This window comes from Pedobacter sp. KLB.chiD, assembly GCF_047040275.1.
Lineage (GTDB): Bacteria > Bacteroidota > Bacteroidia > Sphingobacteriales > Sphingobacteriaceae > Pedobacter.
The window spans coordinates 2,708,791-2,734,693 of sequence record NZ_CP178207.1; the positions used below are offsets into that span (position 1 = coordinate 2,708,791).

Here is a 25,903-nt window from a genome sequence, read left to right on the forward strand (position 1 = left end):
TGATCTGTTCCACTAAAACCTGATTTATTTAGCGTTTTTTAACATAAAGCATATTGTCGCAACGATTTTAGATATTTAAAATTGCAGATATAAATATCTGAAAATGAATCTAAAAACTACGCTGCTTCTTATTTTGATATCTTTTGCTACTCAAAGTTTTGCTCAAAAATTTCAAAAATCCGCAATTTTAAAAGGCATTAATACCTTACCTATGCCTGATACGGGTAAATTCGTTTCCGTGTTCTTTAGCACTAATGAAGAACCTCATATCATAGCTACACATAACCTGGCTGCTCAAGTAGAAGTTTCGGCTACGATAATCATGACAGGTGCTCTCGGAAAGGGACAGATTTTTGCCATAGGTTCATCCGAATATTTCGAGAGTAAATTATTGAGCGATCAAAATGTCCAAAAATTATTAAAGAATATTATCCAAAACGCACGGACTCATGCCAACAAACTTAAGGTAGCTGTTACCAAAACAGCTGATGCAGCATTGATCAATGCATTAAAGGCTAACAAAGCTAAAGTTTATATAGCCGATAGCAGTAAATTACAGCCCCATACAGACATTTACTTTTTAACAAACGATGTGAAGGATACAGCAGCGCTTAAAGTCATTGAAAAATACATAGCTGATGGAGGAAGTTTGGTTTATGGCTCACCATATCCATATATTTTTAAGCACAGAGATCCCAGTAAATCATATTTAAATGATCTGATAAAAATTAATGCTTTATTAAGTAAGGCCGGAATATTTAATGCCTATACCCTATTAATGACTGAGCATGCCAAAGATAGTTTGACGCTAACAAAAGAACCATTTTATCTTCATTTAAGGAATATTTTAAGTGAGCTGGCAAAACCTTCTCCTAAACAGACCAGCCCCACCGAGTATGCTTATGGAATAGAGCCTACACTAGAGCTAGCTTTTTCGAATAACGCAGATACCAGTAGGTTGATCAGGAAAATAAAATCGACACTTTCCATTAGCGATTCACTTCCCACACCAACACTGAACAAACCACTGGATATTTCAACTGCCGCTAAAAAAGCGGGCTATCAATTTTCAAAATATATTTATGAAAAATCTCACAATAAAGAAAACTCAACCGATTTTATATATCCGGAAAGTAAGTCGTTTCCTGGAGAGGTACCTAAAAACGCCAGGCGTAGAACAGAATTGATTGATATAGCCGTACAGGTAGGTTCGCAAGGCTTAGCTGATCCTTATCCAAATTATTTCAGGTTACACAGTACAGGCGTTTATGTTCCGGCCGGCGAAAAAGTGAGCATTGTGATCGACCCAAAATATAAAAGCCAATATTTAAAGGCACAGATCGGTATCCATAATGATGATTTAAGACATCTGGATCAGCTGGAAAGATCGGGTTTTGACCTAACCAGATCATTTGAACTGGAAAAAGATACCACAACCATTTTTTCACCATATGGCGGATTGTTATACATTAGAATTCCAGACAGTTCTACGCTTAAATCAATCAGTATTACCGCTAATGGTGTGGTAAAAGCGCCTTATTACAAACTGGAAAAAAATAAATTGACCGAGTGGGCAAACATCAAAAATAATCCTGCACCATGGACAGAACTAGCGACAGATAAAATTATACTCACTGTACCCACCTATCGCATTAAAAATTTGGAAAATCCTGATTCCTTACTAAAGTTATGGGACCAAATAATGGATGCAGATGCCGATTTAGCTATCATTAGTCGTATCAGAACACATCCTGAAAGGATTGTCGTCGATAATCAGGTTGCCTATGGTTATATGTTTACGGTTTGGGATAAAATTGTGGTCCCCAACGATGAAAGTTGTGAATTAATGCTTAATGATAAAATGCTGAAAGAAAAAGGAAGCTGGGGCCATTTCCACGAGCTCGGCCATCGCCATCAATTTTGGGGGCTTGATATGGATGAAGTTGGTGAAGTAACCACCAACCTTTATACCATGTATGTATATGATAAAGTACTAAAAAAGGGCCTCTATAATCACGAGGGTATGGAGAGCAAGGATAAAGTAAGGCAGAAAATTAATAGTTATCTCCAAAACCAGCCTACCTTTGAAAAATGGGGAAAGGAACCCTTCACCGCTTTGTGCATGTATATCCAGATTATTGAACATTTCGGATGGGAGTCTATCATCAAAGCCAATAAAATATACCGCGAAACGGATCCCAGAAAATACTACGACCATTCGCTGAGTAACCAACAACGGATTGATCTCTGGTATACTACCATCTGTAAAACGACCAATGCCAATCTATCTTCGTTTTTCGAAATATGGAAAATACCGGTAAGTGAAAAAGCAAAAACAGCAACCAAAGAGTATAAAACATGGATCCCTCCAGAGTTTGCTATATATCTGCCGCACTAGTTTGATCATCGCCAAAATATCACCGTTTAAAAATCAACTAACCCAGCAGTTCATTTTTTTGCTTTTTGTTTCAATAATGATTATTATTGATTACACACAAAAACACAAATAAAATGAAACCTAAATTAGTCATTATGGCGTTGCTATGCGCCGTTAGCTGGCGCAGCTATGCCCAAACCGAAAAAGGCTCCGGCTTTATTGGCGGAAGTCTGAGTTTTGGAACATCCAAACAAAACAGTTCATCACCCAGCTTAAACACCTTTACCTTAACGCCAAGAGGAGGTTATTTTTTAGCCAATAATTTTGCCCTTGGTTTAGAACTCCCCTTAAATCTTTCGAAGCTCAGGGGCGAAAGTTATATCGCATGGAATGATGAATACGGTTATTACGAAGAACAGCGTGGGGTAAAGGAATTTAGTTTTGGCATTTCTCCCTTCTTACGCAAATACATCGACGTTAAAGATCGTTTTAAGTTTTTCATGCAGGCCAACCTGCTTTTACAGATCAATACCTTTAACCGCATTGATGATGAAGGTTACCTGATCCGTACCGATGCCAAAATAAAAGGATGGGGCGCTAGCATCAGCCCTGGTTTTAGCTATTTCATATCGAAACATGCGGCTCTGGAGTTTTCCGTACCTGTTGTCTCTTTCTTCCATCAAAATTATTATGCTGAAGAATCGCTTTACAACTATGATAAAACCAATAATTTGAGGCTCGCCCTACAAAATTTTACACCAACGTTTACCTTCAATTACCATTTTTAACCTGCAATAAAATGAAAAATAGATTTACCTGGCTAAAATTAACTGTTTTAAGCTTAGCCCTGCTTTTAACTTATCCATTTAATGTAAAAGCACAAACCGAAGCAAATACAGAAATAAAATATTACAGAAGCATTTTCCCTGAAGAAAACGGAAAGATCAAATCAATCGGCAACACCAATTTTGAATACTACAAAAGCATCTTTCCCGAAGAAAACGGAAAGATTAAATCCATTGGAGATAAAAAATTTGAATACTACAAAAGTATTTTTCCCGAGGAAAATGGTAAAATTAAATCTGTAGGTGATCAAAAAATTGAATATTTCAGAAGCATCTTTCCGGAAGAAAATGGGAAAGTCAAATCAATCGGAGATACGCCTATCGAATATTATAAAAGCATCTTCCCTGAAGAAGATGGAAAAATAAAATCAATTGGTCATGTTACGATCGAATATTACAGAAGTATTTTCCCCGAAGAAAACGGGAAGATCAAATCAATTGGCGGTGCTCAGATTGAATACTACAGAAGCATTTTTCCAGAAGAAAACGGGAAGCTTAAATCAATTACCGGTAAAATAGGCGGCGATGTCAATTTCTCTCCTACTGAACTTTATTACTTTATCCTGAATGCAAATTTAAAGTAAAATACAATCTATTCATTCTTATTACCAAACACCGATCTAATCATAAGGTCGGTGTTTTTTTTTAACACTGATAATCAAAACATTCCCATTCGATAACTACCGGATCGAGTTGGGAATGGCGATCTTTTGCGGTACTTCGATCGCTAAAACTTCCTGTCATCATATATTTTATTTCTTCTTCGTTTCTATATTCGGCAAAAAGCCAGTCAGAAACCCAATCAAAGGCAGAAACGCACAAACATTAAACACGTATGCGATACTGGTAGCATCTGCCAGTTTACCCAACAAGGCCGATCCGATGCCGCCCATGCCAAAAGCAAAACCAAAAAACAAACCCGCAACCAAACCTACCTTTCCCGGAATCAATTCCTGTGCATAAACCAATATGGCAGAAAAAGCCGAGGCTAAAATCATCCCGATTGGAACAATAAGCACCCCAATCCAAAACAAACTCGCATGTGGAAGCAGTAAAGCAAATGGCGCGGTACCCAGTATAGATACCCAGATGACATACTTCCGCCCGATCTTATCGCCTATCGGGCCTCCCAACAGCGTTCCGGCAGCTACCGAGAGTAGGAACACAAATAAGTAGAGCTGTGAGGTTTGCACCGATACCTTAAATTTATCAATCAGGTAAAAGGTAAAATAGTTCGTTAAACTCGCCATGTAGAAATATTTTGAAAAGATCAATAAAAGTAAAATACATACCGAAAAAATTACCTTTCCTCTTGAGAATTGATTCACAATGGTTTGGATATTGATCTTTTTACTTCTCGAAAGCATAAATCCCCTGTACCAATTGCCCACATAGGTTAAAATAACAATAGCCAAAAGTGCTATTACCGAAAACCAAATGACGCTGATTTGTCCGTAAGGGACGATAATCCAGGCTGCCAATAGCGGACCTAAAGCACTGCCTGCATTACCACCCAGCTGGAAAACGGACTGCGCCAATCCCCTCTTCCCGCCAGATGCCGCATGTGCCATCCTTGAAGCTTCAGGATGAAATACCGATGAACCGATCCCGATAAATGAAACTGAAATTAATATGGTGTAAAAATGACTGGATAGAGAAAGCGAAACTAAACCAAGCAGGGTAAAGCCCATGCCTATGGCCAATGAATAGGGCTGAGGTTTTTTATCGGTGTACAAGCCTACAAATGGCTGTAACAGTGATGCGGCTAATTGAAAGGTCAAGGTGATCAGCCCGATCTGTGAAAAACTTAAATGATAGCTGTTTTTAATAATGGGATAAATTGCAGGAATTAATGATTGTATGGTATCATTTAACAAATGCGAAAAACTCAGGGCAAAAAGTATCGGGAAAACGGTTTTTTCAATAATGGAGCCAGTAGATGTATTTTCAGTCATAACGGGTAGCTTATCTGCCAAAATTAGCGATTATATTTTTTAACAGTACCTGTTTTGCCTTGCAAAACCAAACATTTTGGTAAAGTGCTGGTTTTATAAGCATGGAAAAAAACAGAAAAATTGTTGGCTTATGTGGAAGCTTAAGGAGAGGCTCTTACAATGCGATGTTACTTAAAGTGGCGGGGAGCTTGATTCCGAAAGATATCGAATTCGAAATCGTTGGTTTTGATGACATTCCTGTTTATAATGAAGATCATGATATACCTCAGGTTGAGGAAAGACCAGCAAGTGTGGTGAAATTCAGGAATGCTTTGGCTACTGCAGATGCTTTTGTTATTGTTTCTCCTGAATATAATTATTCCATTCCCGGTGGATTAAAAAATGCGATCGATTGGGCCAGCCGTGGAAAGGATTCGCCATTGATGCACAAACCTGTTGCGATCATGGGTGCAACGCAGGGCATGTGGGGAACAGTTAGAATGCAGCATGCATTTTCACCTGTTTTTACTTTTTTAAATATGAATCCGGTTTTACAACCAGAAGTTCTGATTGCCCAGGCTCAAAATAAATTCGATGCAGATGGAAATTTAAATGATGAAAAAACCATCTCCATTATCCAAAAGAAAATGGATAACCTCATTTCGGCTTGTAAGGTTTAAACAAAAACCTTACAAGTTCATTCAAAACCTGCCATTCTTACCACACAAAAATCTGACATTTCTACAAAAAAAGTCAGATTGTCAATTTGTCATGCCTAAAAAATTAATCGATCGATTGATTTTTCGTCACAGGAAAATAATATTGAATTAACACTGAATTTACATCTGTTTGTCAGCTAACAAGTTAACCAAAAACTGATTTTTTGATGACTTTGAGCAAGCTTTTTGGCACAAGTGTTGACTTTTAGGCGAATATAGTCAGAAATTAAAATAGTAAAATCGACTATATTTTAATCACAAATAAATAACAAAAAAGATGAAAAAATTATTATTATCTTTAGTAGCAGTAGCTGGTTTGGTTTATGGTGCACAGGCACAAACTGAAAAAGGAAATTTTATGTTAGGCGGTAACGTAGGTGTAAATTCTACAAAAGTAGATGGCGCTCCGAAGGCCGATTTCAATTTCAGCATAGTACCTAGTGTTGGCTATTTTGTTGGCAACAACTTTGCAATTGGTACTGGTGTTGGTTACGAGTACAATAAAACAGTAAGTGAAAAAACCCAAAATGGCACATTCAAAGTTGCTCCTTTTGGCCGTTACTATGTAGGTTTATCAGATCAGTTCAAATTCTTCGGACAATTATCAGTGCCTTTGGCTTTTGGTGAATTAAAAGCAACTGATGCTAACGGCGATAACGCAGTTAAATTAGGCACTACCACCAATATCGGTGTAGAACTTGCTCCAGGTTTCGCTTTCTTCCCAACCAAAAAAATCGGTATCGAACTTTCAGTTAGAGGTTTAAGCTACGACAATTATACTGTTAAAGCTGAAGGAACTGGTGCCAAATTAAAAACCAATACTTTTGGTTTAAATGCAGATACTTTTGCGCCAAGATTAGGTGTACAGTTCTACTTTTAATTAATTCTCGTCCAGGAGACAATTAATAGCATGACTTTTTTCAAAGAGCGTCACGGTGTTAAACCGGGGCGCTTTTTGCTTATTATGGCATTCGGCATAAAGATGCGCTACTACAGGCACGCCAAACTGCAATAATCTCTTACCTGCTAAGCAATGGATTAAGCCAGATAGCCCACGAATTGTGGTTGTGCCCTTCTGTTCCTTCAGCCCTGAGCTCGATTTTATTCATATTCCCGATACTGATGTCTACCCTGCTTCGCTGTCCTGCTCTCATTGCCGAAGATTGATAAAGCACTTTGCCATCGCCGATCAGGGTAAATTTTGCCGAGCCCTGCTGGTGAGCATAATCTCTCAAACCGATAATAGCAGAAAAATGTGTCCATTTCTTATTTAACAGGAATGAATAAACTGAGGGCGAATGCGCAAATAACCCTTTTTCATAAAGCTCACCCATATTAGCAAGAAAAAAAACTTCTTCCGACTCCGTGGAAAATAGTTACGGGCTTAGCGTTACACTTCCTGATATTAATATCTAAACTACCATAATGTACAGAAAACTGTCTTTCAATCAGTTATTGCTTAATCAGCTTAAATTTCTTCAGTTGTTGCCCATTTTTATTGATCACGCCCACGTATACCCCTGTTGATAAAGCATTAAGTGCAAATTTATTCGAACTGGTGGCTTTTTCTTCAAAAACTTTCTGCCCTGACATATTAAAAATAGACAAACTGTAATCGTCAAACGATCCGCTCAAAACGGTTAAATAATCAATTACCGGATTCGGAAAGAAAGAAAATTCATCCTCCTTCAGAAACACTACCGATACCGGATCGCTTTGGATCTGACCGCCAGCGGTTTCGAAAGTAACACGATAAAATTGGATTCCGGTTTTTGGTTTTTCATCAAAAATGGTATAATCCAGCTGATTTGAAATGGGTTTGGTTTGCTGTAAAACACTAAAAGTATTTGGGCCTGTCTGTTTTTCCCAGATGATATTCTTTAAATCAAGGGTCGTTCCGATGCTCAGGTCGAGCCTGATCTGATCTTCGTTTACAGATGCCGATAGGTTTTTGATATAACAGGCAACCCCTTGTTGCGTATAATCGATCGTATAACTTTTTAAACCAGTAAAATCAATGCCATTTGCGGCCACAGCGAAATACCTGCTCTTCATCTTGCCGGCATCAAGCTTTACAATAGTATCGGTAAGGTTTAAAACCGGAGAAAGGATGTTATCAACAATATGATACAAGGTATAATCTTTTGCACCAGGTTGTGCGTTCCAGTTAAGCACCACGCCATCTTTACAGGCATAACCCACATTTAGTATCCTGGGACTCGAAATAATAAATGGTTCACTCAATACTACATTTCCCTCCACTTCCATTTTTATCATGGCCTTGGTAAAGAGACCCGGTGGAGTCCAATGGTAAAAACCTTTACTTAAATCAACCCCCGTAGCAATTGATTTCCATGTAGTGCCTTCATCATAGCTAACTGATAGGTTTCCTGTTTTGCCTTCATCAGTATTCTCCCAGCGGATGTAGTTATCTTCATTGGCAAAAAAGTATTCATTTTTTACAGGGCTGATAAATGAAAAAGTGTTTTGGAATAGATAACGGTAAGCTAAAGCGAAAGACTGGTTAGTACCTTGTTTGATCCTGTTACCCTTAACATGAACCGTATAAGTCCCAGCCGATGGATGACCGAGCGTAACCTGCTGAACGTTATTAAGAAGATCGGCCTTACGCACTGCCGGTTTTGAAAGGGAATCTAAATGAGGAAAACTGCTTAATACCCATGGCAGTACGAAATCCCCTGCAGGCGTTTCGAGGCTTAAATCTAATCCATTAACCAGGCTCTGTGCAGCATTCACCACAGCAGGAGGATCATTCCAGGCAATGCTCAGTTTTACCTCAGCCATATTAGCCGGAATAGTCAATGGAATCAGCATATCCTGATTTTTGGCTACTTCGTACAATGAAGCCCTGTTTTCCGCTAACGTTTTTAAGGATTGGGCTACATTGAGTTTGCCATAACCATATACAAAATCAACCTGTGGCGTACCTAAATCATCTGCAGAATTAATTAGGGTTGCCCTGATCAGCGAAGCAGATGCCGCTTTTTTATATTTCTGCAGATAAAACTGTTCCAATAAAGCTATCGATCCACTGGTAATGGCGGCAGCTCCCGATGTTCCATCTTCACCCAGGGCAACCAATTCAGGTTTTACCCGGCCATCATAGGCTGGTCCCTTGCTGCTTAAATTTTCTGCAATATTTGCTCTGTTAATCCCCCCTATCACCAATAGATTTTTTGCCTGCTTAAAATTGCCCGTTAAATTGGCACGGGCCGTCATACCTTGATAAAACCCTACAGTTGGCGTGGTGTTTCCTTTATTTCCGGCAGAAAAAACATGGATCAGCGTATCGGTTTCGAAAATCTGTTTATCGTATGCCGCAGCCTCCATTCCATAATCGTTATCGATATCGGTACCATAAGAATGATTTTGAATTTTAACCTGAAGCCTGCTTAAATCCGTAACCAGGTCGGGCATCAGGTAAGTAAAATCTGAATAAGCCAATCCGGCCTTTGGTGCTGCACCCAATCCACGGATAAAGGAATTACCATTTCCCAAAGCCAAAGTTGCCATAATGGTGGCATGGGTAGTTGGCGTTTTACCAATAGTGGCTCCGGTAACGGTTTTTCCCAATAAATCGAGGTCGGCAGCATCATACATTCCTTCTTTAAAAGAAACATTGATGCCCCTACCATCAATATCAGGATAGAGGTTCCGGGCATTGGAAATCTGGTTCAGTGCCAGGTCGAGACCGTTGATCACTACCTCCTCTTTAGCCACCGGCAAAACATCTGCGTATAAAACATCATCAAGTTCCAGCAGCCACATTAAATCACCCGGAGATAGGTAAACAGTGCAAATCTGATTGATATGATCGGTGGTTTTAATGTTTAAACCTGTAACCGCTTTTGGTAATGCATTTATATTTTTGAAGGCCAGTCTAACCAGGATGGAATCATTTTTTTTATTGCCTTTACTCAGCAATTTCATCAATCTATCGCTAACCTTCCAAAGTCCGTTAGCTTTTTCCTGATAAATGATACTGTTTGAAAAATGAGCAACATTTGATTTTTGTACAATGTAATAATCTCCTGAAAGACTTTTTTGAGGTTTTAACAATTGAATTTCTGCTGCTGTTAGCGAATGGTTGAATCTGACCAGAACAGACTGATCGTTGTTTAACTTTGAAATATTACCCGTTTTTGAAATATATTTTTCATTTTTTTTATCTATTCCACCAGGTTGTACCTGTGCGTTTAAACCAAAAACGGACAGACAAAAACATAAAACTAAAAATACAGTACTGACTTTCAATAATTATTTTATTATAAAATTTTGGTTACATGATATATCTTCACTAAATTAGGATTTATAAGGTAATCCACAAATATTATTAACTAACTTATTCAACCTAAACTAATTTTATTCTAACTAAGATGAAAACAACCAATTTTTTATCGATTGCAACAGCCTGCGTTCTACTCGCAAATTTATATTCTTGTAAAAGTAATAATACAGAAAATGCGGTAGAAAACAAGACTGAAATTTCGGCAAGCAAATTATCACAGATCAAAGCACTGGGTTTCAGTACCGACAATATCCGCAAAATAGATGAAGGTTATCTGGTAGAGGGAGATATTCTTTTAACCGACGACAACTTAGCTGAACCCGCTACCGGCGCAAATTTAAATATCGCCGAAACCGAACAGTACCGAACCACCAATATCGTTAAATCTTTACCACGGGTAATCACAGTATCGGTAACCAACCTGCCTCAGGTATATAGCGATGCGGTAAACACCATGATTTCGAGATACAACTCGTTAGGTTTACGCATCACTTTCCAAAGAGCCAGTGCCGGCACAACCGGAAATATCGATGTTGTAGGGTTTAATGAAGGTCCGAGCGGTGGTTTTATTACCTTAGGCTCTGCCGGTTTCCCAACTTCATCAGGTCAGCCTTTTAACCAGATCAGAATGAACACCAACACTGCTGCCTACGGTTCCAATCCTAACTTATTGTACCTGGCTTCTGTGATCCAGCACGAAGTTGGCCATTGCATCGGTTTCCGACATACCGATTACATGAACCGCGCTTTTAGCTGTGGTTCGAGTGGTGCAGGCAACGAAGGTGCATCAAATGTTGGTGCGATAAGAATACCGGGAACCCCATCAAGTCCAGATGCAGCATCATTTATGTTGGCTTGCTCTAACGGAGGCAATCGTACCTTCAATTCAAATGATGTCATTGCCGTAAATTACCTTTACAAATAAGATCAAAAACCAGGATTATCTTAAAACCTAAAAAAGCCTTCCGATTTGATCAATCGGGAGGCTTTTTTTTATTTAAAATTAAAGATGATCGAAAGTTTACGGACCAGACGCTTCAAAAGTCAGGTTTTGGTAATGTTGGGGTTGGAGCGCGCAGCCAAAAGCAAAACAGTTCGTTTCTTCCCGTTTTACGCTTATATGCTTCGCTGCCTCGTGCCTCGTTGCTGCAGGGGATCGCTTCAACCCCCGCCTGCAACGGGCAGGGGGGCTGGGTGGCCAGGGCAGCATTTCATTTTGGAGGATAGAAAAGCCGCCTAGCCGTGCAGCAGTAATAATGGTTGGTGAAGACACGAACCCTGGCGATGAAATAAAGAATATTTTTTTTGTTATTGAATTTTTTTTTTGGAACACAAAACCCAATGATATAAACCTGATAGCGCCAGATAGCTCCCGATTTAAAGCAAAAATTGTATTTAAGAAAACTCGACCGGGACTATGGGCAATAGCAGGACTGAACTAACCGAAGAAAACCGGAGCCTGCTTTCCCTAAAATAAAAATTGATGCAAATAAAAATGGTTCGTGAGGACACGAACCATGGCGATGAAATAAAGAATAAATTTTTTGTTATTGAATTTTTCTTTTGGAACACAAACCCCAATGATATAAACCTGATAGCGCCAGATAGCTCCCGATTTAAAGTAAAAATTGTATTTAAGAAAACTCAATCGGGACTATGGGCAATAGCAGGACTGAACTAACCGAAGAAAACCGGAGCCTGCTTTCCTGAAAACAAAAATTGTATCTCATAAGTGGTTCGTGAGGACATAAACGATGGCTTTAAGATATAAAAAGTGGCCTGTGTTTCCACAGGCCACTGTAATAACATGCTATAAAAAATTACTTGCCATTCTGCTCAATATCCCTGTCCATTTCTACCAGATCAACATCACTCGGTTCAGAAAAATCTCCTATTAAATATTTGTTAAAATGATCGGCCAGTTTCCAGAAAGCATATTCTGTCATATCTCCAAAACCATGGCGCTGCCCCGGAATGATCAGAAAATCGAAACGTTTGCCTGCTTTCATTAAGGCATTGGCTACACGGATAGAATTTGCCGGATGCACATTGTTATCTACATCACCATGCATCAATAACAAATGCCCTTTCAGGTTCTTCGCCAAATCAGGATTTTTATCAATACTGTATTTAAATGAAGTATCGCCTTTTAAAGAAATGGTTTCCTTTACACCATGGTGTTTTTCGCTCCACCAGCGGTTATAAATACTATTATCATGGTTTCCGGCATTCGAAACTGCCGCTTTGAAGAAATCGGGATACACCAGCATGGCCGCTGTAGACATAAAACCACCACCCGAGTGACCGGTAATTCCGACCTTAGATTCGTCGATGTATGAATATTTGGCGGCCAATTGCTCAACAGCCGTTTTTTTATCTGCCAACCCGTAATCGCGCAGGTTACCATAACCATAAGTATGATACCATTTAGAACGCGACGGATTTCCACCACGGTTGCCTACCGTAATCACGATGTAACCAAATTGAGCTAAACGTTCGGTACGGTCCATGCTTTTGCTGAAAGCCTTGTTTACCGCTTCGGTTTGGGGCCCGGGATAAACGTACTCAATGATTGGATACTTCTTATTCGGGTCGAAATCAAAAGGTTTATACATCACGCCATACAGGTCAGTTATACCGTCATCGGCTTTCACTTTAAAAGGCTCAGGAAATTTGTATCCTGCTGCCATCAGCAATGAAAGGTCTGTTGTTTCCAGATCCATTACTTTTTTGCCAGTGCCATCATAAAGCGTAGCTTTTGGTGCGGTATTTACCCTCGAGTAATTATCAACAAAAAAGGTATTGTTATCATTCATACTGGCCAGGTGGTCAAAATCGCCGGCATTTAACAGTTTCATATTCGAACCATCAAAATTGATGCTGTATAAATGTAAATAGTAAGGATCTTCTTTACTTTCCCGACCATTTGCCGTAAAATAAAGAATGCGTTTTTTCTCATCAATATTTACTATGCTCTCGCAGTGAAAAGCACCTCTGGTAATCTGATTTTTCAGTTTGCCGTTCTCATCAAAAAGGTAGAAGTGCGCCCAGCCATCGCGCTCACTCCAGTGAATCAGCTCTTTACCATCATTTATCAAACCCGGGCGGTTCACTTCAACATAGGTATTAAAACGCTCATCAATTAATGGTGTCACCTTGCCTGTGGCAATATCAACAGTACCGATGTCGATACGTTTTAAATCGCGACTGGTACGCGAAAAATAGAACCTGTTATTGTTACCCAACCAAATAGATGGCCGGAATTCGTTATCACGGTCTTTATTTAAGGCTGGTTTGCTCCAAACTGACACGCTTTGATCTTTAAATGCGGATACGTTTAGTTTTTTATAAGATTTGGCAGCGAAATCGAACAGTAAAATCTCATCCTGAGGGGCTTCTGCCTCTCCTGGCATCTGGTATTTATAGGTTTCTAAAGTCGGCCGGCCAGGCGTAACGCTGTTAATTACCCAAAGATCTTTCACCTTACGCGAATCGGTCCGGTCTAATACAAAATATTTCGAATTCGGCGACCAGAGCACATAGGCGCCACGGCGTTTTTTATTGTTTTTTTCGTTTTCTACGTTGTTTTCGCCATCACCATCACTTCCATAAGAATAAAATTTAACGCCATCTTTGGTCAGCTGATGCTCTACAATGGTACTATCCTCTTCATTATTAACTGCTTTTTTGTAGTTGTCTTTATCCATCCAATACAAATTGTAATTGCGGGAGAAGATAATCGCTGAAGAATCGGGTGCTACAGATCCCCATGACGGTTTAGGCTTGGGTTTACTAAAATTTGGAATCTCGGTTAATTTTGCACTTGCCAGTTCGTATCTGAAAGAAAATATTTTCTTCTGCATAGAGTCTGCAGCTTTTTTATCTTTTCTATCTTTTTTTAGCTCTTCAACCGTACTTTTAACTTCAAAAGAAATACTTTTCTCGTCGGCGGCAAATTTTAAGTTTTCCAATGGCAAATGTTCGGCATCAAATGGATCCCGAACAATCAGCGTAATCGCTGCAGCGAGTTTGGCATTATCAAACATCAACTTTTTGCTTTTGGCTGAAGGATCAACCAAATACCAGAATTTTCCCTTCGGACTTTCGAAAGTATACCAGAAACGGTTACTCAATTTTAACCAGTGTGGATCTACAGCTGTAGAATAGACCATTTTTTTCAACTTATTTGGCGAAAAGCGCGAAGCAAGCTGATAATTTGCTTTAGGCTGTGGCTGAATATTTTCGGTTATGGTAAATGTTTTGGTTTGTGCGGCAACAGTTAAGGATAAAAACTGCGCGCCCAGCAGAAATTTGTAAAGTTTATTCATTAAAATTTGTTTGAGCTGCTAAATTATTTAATTAAAGATTATTAAGCAGGTTTTGATATGTAATAAATGCGATAGTTAGTGTAATTTCTTACAACCGGAATTAATTATTAACACAATTTATTTTGATGGATAAATAATTAAGGGATTTTATAGTTTTGTATCCATATATGCTAACAATGAAATACAGCTTTTTAACCTTACTCACAGCAGGTGCAATCTTATTGGCCAGCTGCCAATCTAAATCACAAACAGAAAGTTCAACAGGAAAAGATTCGACGGGAAAAACAATAGAAACAGGCGAAAATTCCAAAGCCGCCGCTGTTGATGTATCTAAAATAAAAGTGGCTGACGCCAAAACCATCCTGGCCAGAAAACAGGTTCCGATTTTATGTTACCACCAGGTAAGAAACTGGAAACCAACCGATGGGAAAGTAGGTAAGGATTATATTGTAGAAATCCAGAATTTTAAAGATCAGATGAAAATGCTGGCCGATAGTGGTTATCACACCATTTTACCAGATCAGCTTTATGCCTACCTCAATACCGGCGCTGCCCTGCCAAGCAAGCCCATCATGTTAACTTTTGATGATACCGACATGGACCAGTTTACTGTTGTGCGCCCAACCTTAGAAAAACTGGGTTACAAAGCAGTTTATTTTATCATGACCGTTTCGATCGGCAGAAAGGGTAAGTTTGTAGATTATATGACCAAAGAGCAGATTAAACAACTTTCTGACGAGGGAAATGTGATCGGCAGCCACACTTACGATCATAAAAACTTCAAAAAATACGCGGGTAAGGATTGGGAAGAACAGTTAGATAAACCAACCAAAAAACTGGAAGAAATTACGGGCAAAAAAATGACCGAATTTGCTTATCCATTTGGTTTATGGAATGCAGAAGGCATCCCCGAACTTAAAAAACGCGGTTTCCGAATGGCCTTCCAATTATCTACCAAACGTGATGAAAAGGACCCATTGTTTACCATCCGCCGGATTATTGCCAGTGGTTACTGGTCGCCGAAAACATTAAGCAATAGCATTAAGAACAGTTTTTAATAAAAAATCCCGATTTAAAACCGGGATTTTTTTTATCACGAACCGTCAAATCAACATGAAAACATTAGCTTTAATTGTTTTATTATTATCCCAGATTACTAAACTCAATGCTCAAACTCCCCACCTGAGTGGTAAAGTTGAAGTCGTTATGGCTACAGGCCAGATTACCTGCGATTTTGTTTTAAGTAATATACCAAACCTTGGTAAAAACTATCAGATACTATTAAACAAAGGTTTTAACATTAAAGCCATAAAAGATGCTGCCAATCAAACTTTAAAATACAGTGGCTTTTATAATGGAGCTATGCGCGGCGAAGGTTTAATCTACACACCCTTGTACAAAGACAGTACATTGGTAAATCCGGGAAAACTGCACATTACCTATACAGGTGCTTTTCCGGTTTATACCGATACCCTGAACTTTATCGATTTTAAGGGCCTGATTGCCTTTAATGGCAAAACCATGCGGGCTACCGATCAATCCAAATGGTATCCCATTATTTACGACATCAAAAATGACAGGCAAATTGAGCAAATGACCTTTAATATTCAGGTAACCAGTAAAGATGCCAAAATGATCTTTGTAAATGGTGATGAGCCAAAACCAGGGCCTGCTGCCAGTTTTAAATCTGAAGTACCCATTGCACCGATGATCTTTGCCGGAGATTATGGTGTACAAAAAACCAAAGGTGCATTATTTTTAAACAGCCAGATGGATGATAAACAATTGGAAGTTTTTGAAAATAATATAGCAGAAATGAAAGCCTATTATTTTGGTGCGTTAAACATTCCTTACGATACCAAAAATATATTTATCGCGCATTCACCTGTTGAAAAATTTAATAAAGGCAGAAGCTGGGGTTTTGTGTCTTTCCCGACAATTGCATTTGCGGGTATAGCATTGGGCGATATGATCGACGTACAGCAACACAAACTTAAGGATTCAACCGATTATCCATTTATCGCACATGAAATTGGGCATTATTATTTCGGAAATGTGCTACAGCCGAATTCTACTTTGTTTTGGTTTTTTCTGGAATCAACCGCCGAATATCTGTCGGTTAAAGCAGCCGAAAAAAAGTTCGGAAAAACTTTTAGCAGCAGATACTTTGCAGAGAGAGGAAAACAGTTAAAAAACTTTAAAGCCAAACCTTTAAATAAAATTAAAGACGCCAATGAAATATCGGGAACCTACCGTTATGCTTACGGCCCCTTCTTACTTCGTGGTTTAGAGCAGATGATCGGCGAAAAACGGATGTTTAAATTCTTAAATACCTGTCTAGTTTCGAAAAATGAATTGACTGATTACAATTTCTTTAAAAGAAACGCTTTAGAATCGGGTATCACTCCTAAAGAATGGGAAGCTTATGAAAAAGAGTTTATCATTTCTGAAAACGCTGTATCTTTGATTAAATAAATATATAAAAACCTTGAATTTACATTTAAAACCAACGGCCCATAGCCTGATATACGTTCTGTTTTTATTATCATTTGCCTGTTCGGGCAATAAGCAAAAAGAAAAAGCCGGCACAAAAAATACTTCATCCTTCGTCAAAACAGATTCTATTAATACCAAACCTGCCGATAATAAAACCATTTTGGCACGCAGAGAGGTACCGGTTCTGTGTTACCACCAGATCAGGAATAACATGGCCAGCGACAGCAAAAGAGCACACGATGACATCATTGCACCCGATAAATTCAGGGAACACATCAAAATGCTGGCCGATAGTGGTTACCACACTATTCAGCCCGATCAGTTGTATAATTACCTGGTTTACGGCGCTAAGTTACCTGAAAAACCGATTATGATCACATTTGATGATACAGATGAAGATCAATTTACAGTTGGCAATACTACTTTGAAAAAATATGGCTTTAAAGGCGTTTATTTTATCATGACGGTATCCATCGGTAGAAAAGGGCGCATCAACTACATGACCAAAGAGCAGATTAAACAGCTTTCAGACGAAGGAAATACGATTGCCAGCCATACTTACGATCATAAAAATTTTGCACAGTTTACCGATGCAGACTGGACGACCCAGATTGATGAACCTACTAAAAAACTGGAACAAATCACGGGCAAAAAAGTAGCCTATTTTGCCTTTCCCTATGGCGTTTACAAATCGTCTAGCCTGCATAAATTAAAGGAGCATGGATTTAAGGCTGCTTTCATTCTATCTACGGCAAGAGACGAAAACTATCCGCTTTACACCATCAGAAGGATAATTGATCCGGGAAGATATACGGCAAAAAACCTTTATTATAGCATCAACAAGAGTTTTAATAAAACAAAATCTCAGCAAAGGGGTTAATGATTAAAAATCAGGTGTTGAAAACATTAGAAGATGGAAGTTTAAATCCAGCGTTATAACCTTTTAATACTAAATCCCTTAATCATTGCCCCATGAAATATTCTTTTCTTGTTTGTGTCTTCGGATTTGCGATCATATCGGCTTGTAATAATCCTAAAAACGGCAACCGTAATGCTGAAACTACAGATAGTACAGCCACTATTAAAAAAGAGCTTACCGGGAATTTCTATAAGAGATTAGAAGGCACCATTGCAGGCAAAAAGGTGGTAATGCATCTGCAAAGAGTTGATGATGACGATGTGAGCGGTACGTATTATGATGACGGATCATGGCTTAATGTCTCCGCTGATACGCTGATCGGCCAAGATAGTATCATACTTACAGCGTATAGTTTTTATGAATCATACTTTAATCGAAATTCAAAATCACCACTTTTAAAACTAAAATGGAACGGAAACGGTTTCGATGGCGTATGGGAAAGTGGAGATAAAACAAAAAAATATCCGGTAGCTTTAACAGAAAAATATCCGGAAGGCAGTTATCCATTTGTTGCCGGAATGTATAAAGATTCAGTTAAAGCATTTGCTGACCGGGCAAAATCACCTGTGGCCGAAATTAGTTTTGAATACCTGGAAAGCAAAAACAGTGATGAAAATGGCAAATGGCTGGATTCAGAACTTAAAAAAATATTCGGTCTGGCACAGGTCGAGCGCTCAACCGGTTTCAAAAATATTGCAGCTACCTATTTCAGCGACTATAAAACCGATGTTGCTGAACAACAAAAAAATGGTCGGGGCAATGAATTTGAGGCCTGGATGAATTATACCAACAATAGCCAGCAATCGGTTAATTATAACGATAATGGTTATGTAGTGATCGATTTTCTTGCCGATGCTTATACGGGTGGTGCACATGGCAATTACAGCAGCACCATGTTTTGTTTAGATGTGCAGAACAAAAAACAACTGGTGTTAAACGATATCATCAAAATAGATTCAAATACTTTGTCAGGCATTTTAGAACGCAATCTCCGCAAAGAATATAATATTAAAGCCCAGGAAGCATTAACAACGGTTCTCTTTGATGATTTTATTAAACCCAATAAAAACTTTTATTTCAATGCCAATGGTCTTGCTTTCATGTATAACCCATATGAAGTGGCCAGTTATGCCCAGGGCCAGATTGTAATATTTATTCCTTATTCGGATGTAAAGCATTATTTAGTTCCCGCTTTTGCAAAGCGGATGGGGATTAAATAGTCGGCAGTTATGAGTTGACAGTTGCTTAGCAAATGAAGGTTAATCGATGAATTGCTGAAACTGCTTAACTGTGAATTGAAAACTGTTAACGGCCAGGTGCAAACCGCTAACGGCCAACTGAAAACTTCTACAGTATCTCCTTTACGATATAATCTTTCCCATTAAACTTAAAACTTTCGTCAACCGCTTTCCCAATCAAAAACCTGCCAATGGGCGAAACCTGCGAAACCGCAAAGAATTTCTGTCCATCCATATTCAACTCACCGGCACTAATGCTGATATAGAAGTTACCTGCTGAGGTGATTACCAGACTCCCATTTTTAACCAGCAGATCTGGAGTTACATTTTCAATCTGCTGTAAAGCGATTTTTTGCTGGCCCGCTTCGTACAATAATTTACTGTTGCGGTCCATCTCCTGTTGCATCATTTCGCGTGTAGTTTCATATTTGTCGCCAGCACTGCTTTTGGTGTCATCATTCGAGGCCTGCCTGGCCTGTTGCAAAGAATACTCAATATTTTCTATCCTGTTTTGAATAAAAGTCAAACAAAGCTGATAAAGTTTAGATTTTAAAGCGGACATGGTAATGGAAAACGGATGATGGATAATGTATGATGGATAATGTATGATGGATAGTGGATAATGTACGATGTAAAATGGATAATGTATGATGTAAAATGAATGATGGAAACATCGGATAGTCCATGTTATAGTACAATAGCCACTTCTAAATCCTAACCAGAAATCAGATTCAAGACTACCGACTCAAGACTCCGGACTAAAAACTACCGACTAAAGACTCCGGACTAAAAACTACCCTTCCATCCACCTCACCTTTTCTTCCATTGGAGTGCGGTTTGGTGCCCAGGGTTTTTCGTTATGATAACCCATGTAAAATAAGCCGATACATTTTTCGTTTTCGCCAAGACTTAAGAAGTCGCCTAAATGATCGATTAAAGGAGGCGAACTCCAATAGGCGCCAACCTGCAAACTTTCTGCAGTTAAAGCCATATTCTGCACCGCGCAGGAAACCGCGGCCAGCTCTTCCCATTCGGGTATTTTGCCGCTTAATTTCATATTGATGGCAATAATACAATCGGCCTGACCCGTCTTTTCTGCAAAGCTATCGTACTTTTTCTGTAAAAACTGTTGCGGAGAAACCATGGCTTTATATAATTTACCAAGTTCCTCCCCTAACCTGGCCAATCCGGCTTTTCTGACCACCACAAAGCGCCAGGGCTGGGTTAATTTATGTGTGGGAGCATAATTGGCGGTTTCTAAAATCTGATTGATTACTTCAACCGGGATTTCTTTTTTGATATAACTGGCCGGAAAAATACTGCGACGTTCTTTTATAACTTTTGAGATGATATCGTATGTTGTACTCATTTGGTAAAAATAGCTAAAAGCTGAAAGACTAAAGCCGAAAGACAAAAACAAATTCAAAATCAATTAAAGGATTTGACGCTATGTTAACCGAAAATTAGCCATTGGTCATTAGTTCATTGGTCATTAGTCCATTGGTCATTGATTATTGATTATTGATCATTGGTTCATTGGTTCATTGCTCTATTGGGAACTGGAAACTGTCAACTGTCAATTGCGAACTGCTAACTGTTTCCTGATCTGTTTCACCTTTGCAAAAAAGGCAATACTTTCTTTATCTGCCAAAAAATCCATGGTCTGCAAAAGTTCTTCCTTAACCCAGCTGTGTTTAACAGTTAAATTAGCCAAAATATTAAGGCAATGTGATTTTATGGCTACGGGAATCTTATCATCAATCAACCAGGCAAAAACAACTTCCACCAAATAACCGGTATCATAAACGGCAAAAATTTTCCTCATTGCAGTTGAAGCATTTTTCCTGGTCATCAAAGCCAGGATTTTAACATAATGCCGCAGTGCCGATAAATTGCTTTGTTGCGGAAATTTCTCCAAAAAATAAAGTGCATGGGGTAAAAAGCGCTGCTCGTGTTTCGTAAATACGTTTTCCAGAATCCATGCCGCCCTGAATCCGATCTGTTCCTCATGATAAAAACTTAAATCGATCAGGTCTTTTACCGAAAAACTATCCGCTGAAGCGATGGCCGCTAATTTTTCTACTTTACTTTTTTGAAGAGTGGTTTTAATATTTTCGAGCAAGGTTTGATTTAGCATGAGGCTAAAATAAATATTTTAACAAATAAAAAATCTCCTTTTTGGAACTTGGGCCGTTTAAAAAACGTTAACTGCAAACTGTTTTGGGCGTTACCCAAGCTACGCAAGGGGCGGGCTTTTCAGGGCTGCGCTTCGCTTCGGTACCGATGAAGGATCGGTACTAAACCCTTACAATCCCTAACGCAAAACCCACTGCCTAAAATAAATCCAATCAATAAACCTCGCAGCTTGCGAAACCTGCGAGGTTTATTCATTTTAACGTTCCGGAACAAAAGATTTATTTCCAAAAATATCTGTTCTGAAAATCCCAATCTTCTTACCAATAGCATCTTCTACAACAGTATTGCCAAACACATCTTCATTATATTTAGCTAATACATTTCCGCGGTCATCTTCAACAATGGTTTCTCCAAAAGAATTCTTTTTCTGTTTGCCTATTGTTTTGCCATTACCATCTTCTATAATAATGTTGCCTGAGATATCAGTTTTATATACAGTTATCTTTTGTCCATGTTCATCTTCAGTAATGGTGTTCCCAAAAATATCAGTTTTTTGCTTGATCTTAACTTCTGTTATCCCATCTCCAGGTATTAAGCCATTTAAAGGTTTTGGCACCAATCTTTCACCGCTTTCGGTTTCTAAAATGGTATTACCTGAAAAATCTTTCTTTTGTTTAGCTACAGTTTTTCCGGCTTCATTTTCTAAAATCGTATTCCCGAAAAAATCCTGCTTTTGCTTGGCTATCGTTTTACCATCCTTATCCACTACAATGGTATTGCCAAAAAAGTCTTTCTTCTGTTTACCGATGGTATTATCTTTGGAATCGACCAGAATGGTATCACCAAAAAAATCTACTTTATATTTATACTGGGAGCTTTGACCGTAAGCCATAACGGAAATAGTAGACATGATAATGCCTAGTGTTAGTTTTTTCATATTGATTTCATTTTGTGTGTGACATTAAAATATGAAAATTATTGAGAGAAAGACTGAATAGGCATCTATTAATCCTTTTAATTCGAGGTTTTGTGTTTTTATCAAACGTCCAAAAGCTTCTCCCCTATGTTAACTAAACCCGGTAGCAGCGAACACGGAGTGCAACGGAGTAAAGCGAATAACGGGGCTGCCTGAGCCACTAATTACGGAACCTTCCATTTCCAAATCCTTAAAACTTTTCAAACTTACACATTCAATCACTTTTAAACTTTCCAACCGCCAAACCTTTCAACAATAAAACAATCAAACCATTAAAACACTTTCCCACCCTCAACCTTTTTGCGTATCTTTGCGGCTTATTTCAATTATAGCATGATTTCAGTTTCTAATTTATCGTTACGGTACGGCAAACGCACATTATTTGAAGATGTTAACCTCAAATTTACCCAGGGCAACTGCTATGGTGTAATCGGAGCTAACGGCGCAGGTAAATCTACTTTTCTTAAAATTTTATCAGGAGAGGTGAGTCAGACTTCTGGCAGCGTAGCGTTTACCCCGGGCGAAAGGATGGCGGTTTTAAAACAAAATCACTACGAATTTGATGAGTTTTCGGTATTGGAAACCGTAATGATGGGCCATAAAGAACTTTATGCGATCATGAAAGAGAAAGATGCCATTTATATGAAAGAAGATTTTTCTGAGAAAGATGGCGAACGCGCAGGAGAGCTTGAAAATCTTTTTGCAGAAATGGATGGCTGGAACATGGAGAGCAATGCGGCAACCCTGCTGAGCAACCTGGGCATTACCGAAGATAATCATTATAAATTGTTAAAGGAACTGGATAATACGCAAAAAGTACGGGTGTTACTGGCACAAGCCCTTTTTGGTAATCCGGATATTCTGTTACTGGATGAGCCTACCAATGATTTGGACATCGAAACCATTGCCTGGTTAGAGAACTTCCTGGCTGATTATCAAAACATTGTATTGGTGGTATCGCACGACAGGCACTTTTTAGATGCCGTTTGTACCCACATTGTGGATATCGATTTCGCTAAAATGAGCATTTACACGGGTAACTATACTTTCTGGTACGAATCGAGTCAGCTGGCATTAAAACAGCGCAGCGATCAGAACAAAAAAATGGAAGATAAGGTAAAGGAACTTCAGGAGTTTATCCGCAGGTTTAGTGCCAATGCTTCCAAGTCAAAGCAGGCTACTTCACGTAAGAAAGCTTTAGATAAGATAGATATTACCGAAATCAAAGCCTCAAGCAGAAAATATCCGGCTATTATATTCAATAATACCGGTCGTGAGGCCGGCGACCAGATTTTACAGGTAGAAAACCTGGGCAAAAGCGGAAATGATGGCGTATTGTTCGATAAAGTTACCTTTATGGTAAACAAGGGCGATAAAATTGCCGTATTATCACAGAATAGTTTAGCTACTGCCGCCTTTTACGATGTTTTAACAGGAAGAGATACCGATTTTAAAGGTGAATTTAAATGGGGTGTTACCATCAGTACAGCGGATATCCCGAATGATAACTCGGAATATTTTGCAGGCAAGGACGAAAACCTGGTTGACTGGTTGCGTGAATATTCTGGTACTGATGCCGATGAACAATTTGTGCGCAGCTTTTTGGGCCGTATGTTATTCTCGGGCGAGGAAGTATTGAAAAACGTTAAGGTATTATCAGGAGGTGAAAAAATGCGTTGTATGTTTTCACGGATGATGTTACAACAGGCTAATGTACTGATGTTTGATGAGCCGACCAACCACCTGGATTTGGAATCTATTGAGGCACTGAACAATGGTATGAAAGATTTTAAAGGTACCATATTATTTACTTCACGAGATCACCAGTTAACCGAAACGGTAGCCAACAGAATTATCGAAATTACCCCAAAAGGTACTATCGATAAACTGATGACTTATGATGAATACATCAACAACAGCGATGTAGCCAAATTAAGAGAAGAAATGTACGCTTAAGCACTGGCATTAAATTATTAAAAGAGTTTTGAAATTACATCAAAACTCTTTTAATTTATAGACAAAATCTAAAATAATGACAAAATTTACGCTCTTAATTCTTACCCTAACACCACTATTCATTTTTGCGCAAAAAAGCGATTCAACAAGTACCGAATATAAGTTTATAAGAGGTGGTTTCATTGAACACAGCACCGAACTAAAATCCAAACGTTATATTAAAAATGGCTTATCTGAAATTAAGAATGGCCGGAAAAAAGTTGCTACAGGAACTTATAAGGACAATGAACGCATTGGTCGCTGGAAGTTTTATAAATTTGCTGATAGCGCCGTCATAGATCAAATTTATAATTATAGTACAAAAGAACTCGAAGCGAGCAACGCCCCTCTAAATGCATTTTACGAAATAGATAATAGCGAAGGCAGTGATAATATAACTTACCCTTGCAAAATTGGCGGCTTTGATTTCGGGATGTATTTTTTGAAGAAGAATTTTAGAATACCTAATGAATTGAAATCTTTAAAAGGCAGGCATAATTTATTACTTATTTTTACTATAGATAGCTATGGTAAATTAATCAATTACGAACAAAAAATAATTTCACCTTCTTACAATAGTAGTGAAAGCGTGGATCTTACTAAATTTAAGTCCGATGATTTAACTTTTGTAGCGGCTAAAGTAAACGGAAATGCCGTGAGAAGTAAATTGATTCTAAAAGAGAGTATAACAATAAAATAACCTGAAGTAGGTATAGACTGAATATTTTCACAAAAATATTTTTTCGCTGTAGCGTTTTCATTCCCTCAATCGTTTTACAATAAAAAGCGTTAATGGCCATTAACCAGTTTTGTTCAGCAATTGATTTAAACATTAAAATGAAAACGGATTTGAAAAATTTTAGCATTACGACAAAAATTATCCTCTCTCTCCTTGCGATAACTTTAACCATAACGGCCTGTAAAAAAGATTTTAACAACGATCCGATAGAAGCTGCCGGTATTGGTTTTGTCCATGCATCTCCGGGAACGGCTGCGCTTGATTTTATATTGGATAACCAAAAAATAAACAGCTTTACCTATACTAAAGATCTTGGCTATTATGCGGCTTATCCGGGTATCAGACTGGTGGGTGTAGCTAAAAAAGATACCTTAAAATATTTAACTACCGCTCAGGCGACTTTAAAATCGGGTTCATTTTATTCGGTTTTTGTAGTGGACACCTTAAAATCGACCAAACTTTTAATCCTTGAGGATGATTTAAAGGCACCTGAAACTGATAAAGCCAAAGTTCGTTTCGTCAACTTAAGCCCGGGTTCAGCCGCATTTGATCTGGCCATTGCCGGTACAGATGTGCCCTTATTCACCGCAAAAGCATTTAAAGAATTTACCAGCTTCAGCAATATTGCACCAAATGACAGCTACACCTTTCAGTTGAAACAAGGTGGGGCAGTTAAGGTTAGTTTGCCTGCGGTTAAAATTGAAAAAGGTAAAATTTATACCATCTGGGCCAAAGGCCTATCGAGCAAAACCGATAGCACCGGACTTGGCTTATCCGTGATGACGAACAAGTAAAATATTTCTATCTACTTATGGAAACGAAAATTGACACCGCCCGAATTGGGTGGTGTTATTTTTCTTAAATTTACCATCAATTAAACATGATAAACCTT

General features: G+C 38.6%; 21 protein-coding genes. 13 read left to right on the forward strand and 8 right to left on the reverse strand.

Annotation, left to right across the window (positions count from 1 at the left end; genetic code table 11):
- Positions 1-103 precede the first annotated feature (103 nt).
- From ACK1I8_RS11120 to ACK1I8_RS11130, 3 genes are all read left to right on the forward strand, one after another.
- The gene (locus tag ACK1I8_RS11120) at positions 104-2,398 is read left to right on the forward strand and encodes a M60 family metallopeptidase (RefSeq protein WP_412465460.1); all 2,295 of its coding nucleotides are present in this window, start codon (positions 104-106) and stop codon (positions 2,396-2,398) included.
- 113 nt (positions 2,399-2,511) lie between these two features.
- Positions 2,512-3,165: an outer membrane beta-barrel protein gene (locus ACK1I8_RS11125; RefSeq protein WP_412465461.1), complete on the forward strand. Its 654-nt coding sequence runs from the start codon at positions 2,512-2,514 to the stop codon at positions 3,163-3,165.
- Between the two features lie 11 nt (positions 3,166-3,176).
- Positions 3,177-3,806, forward strand: a complete 630-nt coding sequence (locus ACK1I8_RS11130) for a hypothetical protein (RefSeq protein WP_412465462.1) — start codon at positions 3,177-3,179, stop codon at positions 3,804-3,806.
- A 168-nt stretch (positions 3,807-3,974) separates the two neighbouring features.
- On the opposite strand, the gene ACK1I8_RS11135 is transcribed toward ACK1I8_RS11130, so the two are convergent.
- Positions 3,975-5,177, reverse strand: coding sequence for an MFS transporter (locus ACK1I8_RS11135; RefSeq protein ID WP_412465463.1), 1,203 nt, complete (start codon positions 5,175-5,177; stop codon positions 3,975-3,977).
- A gap of 101 nt (positions 5,178-5,278) precedes the next feature.
- Between ACK1I8_RS11135 and ACK1I8_RS11140 the strand changes: the two genes are divergently transcribed.
- The gene (locus tag ACK1I8_RS11140) at positions 5,279-5,836 is read left to right on the forward strand and encodes an NADPH-dependent FMN reductase (RefSeq protein ID WP_412465464.1); all 558 of its coding nucleotides are present in this window, start codon (positions 5,279-5,281) and stop codon (positions 5,834-5,836) included.
- A 316-nt stretch (positions 5,837-6,152) separates the two neighbouring features.
- Entirely contained in the window at positions 6,153-6,755 is a 603-nt protein-coding gene (locus tag ACK1I8_RS11145) for an outer membrane beta-barrel protein (protein WP_412465465.1), read from the forward strand.
- Between the two features lie 139 nt (positions 6,756-6,894).
- On the opposite strand, the gene ACK1I8_RS11150 is transcribed toward ACK1I8_RS11145, so the two are convergent.
- Complete coding sequence (locus ACK1I8_RS11150; protein ID WP_412465466.1) at positions 6,895-7,209, reverse strand: NPCBM/NEW2 domain-containing protein; 315 nt, start codon at positions 7,207-7,209, stop codon at positions 6,895-6,897.
- A gap of 118 nt (positions 7,210-7,327) precedes the next feature.
- A complete protein-coding gene (locus ACK1I8_RS11155) occupies positions 7,328-10,150 on the reverse strand; it encodes a S8 family peptidase (protein WP_412465467.1) in 2,823 nt (940 codons plus the stop codon).
- Positions 10,151-10,272: 122 nt separating this feature from the next.
- Between ACK1I8_RS11155 and ACK1I8_RS11160 the strand changes: the two genes are divergently transcribed.
- Entirely contained in the window at positions 10,273-11,109 is an 837-nt protein-coding gene (locus ACK1I8_RS11160) for a M57 family metalloprotease (protein WP_412465468.1), read from the forward strand.
- A gap of 895 nt (positions 11,110-12,004) precedes the next feature.
- Here the strand turns inward: ACK1I8_RS11160 and ACK1I8_RS11165 are convergent.
- Positions 12,005-14,512 carry a DPP IV N-terminal domain-containing protein gene (locus ACK1I8_RS11165; RefSeq protein WP_412465469.1) on the reverse strand — a complete coding sequence of 836 codons (2,508 nt, stop codon included), beginning with the start codon at positions 14,510-14,512 and terminating at the stop codon, positions 12,005-12,007.
- A gap of 176 nt (positions 14,513-14,688) precedes the next feature.
- On the opposite strand from ACK1I8_RS11165, the gene ACK1I8_RS11170 reads away from it, so the two are divergent.
- The 4 genes from ACK1I8_RS11170 to ACK1I8_RS11185 all read left to right on the forward strand — a co-directional run bounded on the left by ACK1I8_RS11170 (position 14,689) and on the right by ACK1I8_RS11185 (position 19,147).
- Positions 14,689-15,570, forward strand: coding sequence for a polysaccharide deacetylase family protein (locus ACK1I8_RS11170; protein WP_412465470.1), 882 nt, complete (start codon positions 14,689-14,691; stop codon positions 15,568-15,570).
- Positions 15,571-15,625: 55 nt separating this feature from the next.
- Positions 15,626-16,987: a M1 family aminopeptidase gene (locus tag ACK1I8_RS11175; RefSeq protein ID WP_412465471.1), complete on the forward strand. Its 1,362-nt coding sequence runs from the start codon at positions 15,626-15,628 to the stop codon at positions 16,985-16,987.
- A 13-nt stretch (positions 16,988-17,000) separates the two neighbouring features.
- A complete protein-coding gene (locus ACK1I8_RS11180) occupies positions 17,001-17,888 on the forward strand; it encodes a polysaccharide deacetylase family protein (protein ID WP_412465472.1) in 888 nt (295 codons plus the stop codon).
- Positions 17,889-17,980: 92 nt separating this feature from the next.
- Positions 17,981-19,147: an RsiV family protein gene (locus ACK1I8_RS11185; RefSeq protein ID WP_412465473.1), complete on the forward strand. Its 1,167-nt coding sequence runs from the start codon at positions 17,981-17,983 to the stop codon at positions 19,145-19,147.
- Positions 19,148-19,274: 127 nt separating this feature from the next.
- Here ACK1I8_RS11185 and ACK1I8_RS11190 read toward each other — a convergent pair whose 3' ends face one another.
- From ACK1I8_RS11190 to ACK1I8_RS11205, 4 genes are all read right to left on the reverse strand, one after another.
- Positions 19,275-19,691 (reverse strand): 3-oxoacyl-ACP synthase, encoded by a 417-nt coding sequence (locus tag ACK1I8_RS11190; RefSeq protein ID WP_412465474.1) that lies wholly within the window; start codon positions 19,689-19,691, stop codon positions 19,275-19,277.
- Positions 19,692-19,958: 267 nt separating this feature from the next.
- Complete coding sequence (locus tag ACK1I8_RS11195) at positions 19,959-20,534, reverse strand: nitroreductase (RefSeq protein ID WP_412465475.1); 576 nt, start codon at positions 20,532-20,534, stop codon at positions 19,959-19,961.
- Positions 20,535-20,741: 207 nt separating this feature from the next.
- The gene (locus ACK1I8_RS11200; RefSeq protein WP_412465476.1) at positions 20,742-21,302 is read right to left on the reverse strand and encodes a hypothetical protein; all 561 of its coding nucleotides are present in this window, start codon (positions 21,300-21,302) and stop codon (positions 20,742-20,744) included.
- A gap of 255 nt (positions 21,303-21,557) precedes the next feature.
- Entirely contained in the window at positions 21,558-22,238 is a 681-nt protein-coding gene (locus tag ACK1I8_RS11205; protein WP_412465477.1) for a hypothetical protein, read from the reverse strand.
- A 372-nt stretch (positions 22,239-22,610) separates the two neighbouring features.
- Between ACK1I8_RS11205 and ACK1I8_RS11210 the strand changes: the two genes are divergently transcribed.
- The 3 genes from ACK1I8_RS11210 (at position 22,611) to ACK1I8_RS11220 (ending at position 25,805) form a co-directional block, all read left to right on the forward strand.
- On the forward strand, positions 22,611-24,233 hold the full coding sequence (locus tag ACK1I8_RS11210) for an ABC-F family ATP-binding cassette domain-containing protein (RefSeq protein WP_412465478.1): 1,623 nt from the start codon (positions 22,611-22,613) through the stop codon (positions 24,231-24,233).
- Positions 24,234-24,309: 76 nt separating this feature from the next.
- Positions 24,310-24,972, forward strand: a complete 663-nt coding sequence (locus ACK1I8_RS11215; protein ID WP_412465479.1) for a hypothetical protein — start codon at positions 24,310-24,312, stop codon at positions 24,970-24,972.
- A 137-nt stretch (positions 24,973-25,109) separates the two neighbouring features.
- Entirely contained in the window at positions 25,110-25,805 is a 696-nt protein-coding gene (locus ACK1I8_RS11220; protein WP_412465480.1) for a DUF4397 domain-containing protein, read from the forward strand.
- The last annotated feature ends 98 nt before the right edge of the window (positions 25,806-25,903 follow it).

Bases quoted from the DNA above. Each gene is read 5' to 3' on its own strand.
- ACK1I8_RS11130 (WP_412465462.1), top strand. From the start codon at position 3,177: ATGAAAAATAGATTTACCTGGCTAAAATTAACTGTTTTAAGCTTAGCC.
- ACK1I8_RS11200 (WP_412465476.1), bottom strand. From the start codon at position 21,302: ATGCTAAATCAAACCTTGCTCGAAAATATTAAAACCACTCTTCAAAAA.
- ACK1I8_RS11215 (WP_412465479.1), top strand. From the start codon at position 24,310: ATGACAAAATTTACGCTCTTAATTCTTACCCTAACACCACTATTCATT.
- ACK1I8_RS11125 (WP_412465461.1), top strand. From the start codon at position 2,512: ATGAAACCTAAATTAGTCATTATGGCGTTGCTATGCGCCGTTAGCTGG.
- ACK1I8_RS11220 (WP_412465480.1), top strand. From the start codon at position 25,110: ATGAAAACGGATTTGAAAAATTTTAGCATTACGACAAAAATTATCCTC.
- ACK1I8_RS11160 (WP_412465468.1), top strand. From the start codon at position 10,273: ATGAAAACAACCAATTTTTTATCGATTGCAACAGCCTGCGTTCTACTC.
- ACK1I8_RS11145 (WP_412465465.1), top strand. From the start codon at position 6,153: ATGAAAAAATTATTATTATCTTTAGTAGCAGTAGCTGGTTTGGTTTAT.
- ACK1I8_RS11175 (WP_412465471.1), top strand. From the start codon at position 15,626: ATGAAAACATTAGCTTTAATTGTTTTATTATTATCCCAGATTACTAAA.
- ACK1I8_RS11135 (WP_412465463.1), bottom strand. From the start codon at position 5,177: ATGACTGAAAATACATCTACTGGCTCCATTATTGAAAAAACCGTTTTC.
- ACK1I8_RS11170 (WP_412465470.1), top strand. From the start codon at position 14,689: ATGAAATACAGCTTTTTAACCTTACTCACAGCAGGTGCAATCTTATTG.
- ACK1I8_RS11140 (WP_412465464.1), top strand. From the start codon at position 5,279: ATGGAAAAAAACAGAAAAATTGTTGGCTTATGTGGAAGCTTAAGGAGA.
- ACK1I8_RS11120 (WP_412465460.1), top strand. From the start codon at position 104: ATGAATCTAAAAACTACGCTGCTTCTTATTTTGATATCTTTTGCTACT.
- ACK1I8_RS11210 (WP_412465478.1), top strand. From the start codon at position 22,611: ATGATTTCAGTTTCTAATTTATCGTTACGGTACGGCAAACGCACATTA.
- ACK1I8_RS11150 (WP_412465466.1), bottom strand. From the start codon at position 7,209: ATGGGTGAGCTTTATGAAAAAGGGTTATTTGCGCATTCGCCCTCAGTT.
- ACK1I8_RS11185 (WP_412465473.1), top strand. From the start codon at position 17,981: ATGAAATATTCTTTTCTTGTTTGTGTCTTCGGATTTGCGATCATATCG.
- ACK1I8_RS11195 (WP_412465475.1), bottom strand. From the start codon at position 20,534: ATGAGTACAACATACGATATCATCTCAAAAGTTATAAAAGAACGTCGC.
- ACK1I8_RS11205 (WP_412465477.1), bottom strand. From the start codon at position 22,238: ATGAAAAAACTAACACTAGGCATTATCATGTCTACTATTTCCGTTATG.
- ACK1I8_RS11165 (WP_412465469.1), bottom strand. From the start codon at position 14,512: ATGAATAAACTTTACAAATTTCTGCTGGGCGCGCAGTTTTTATCCTTA.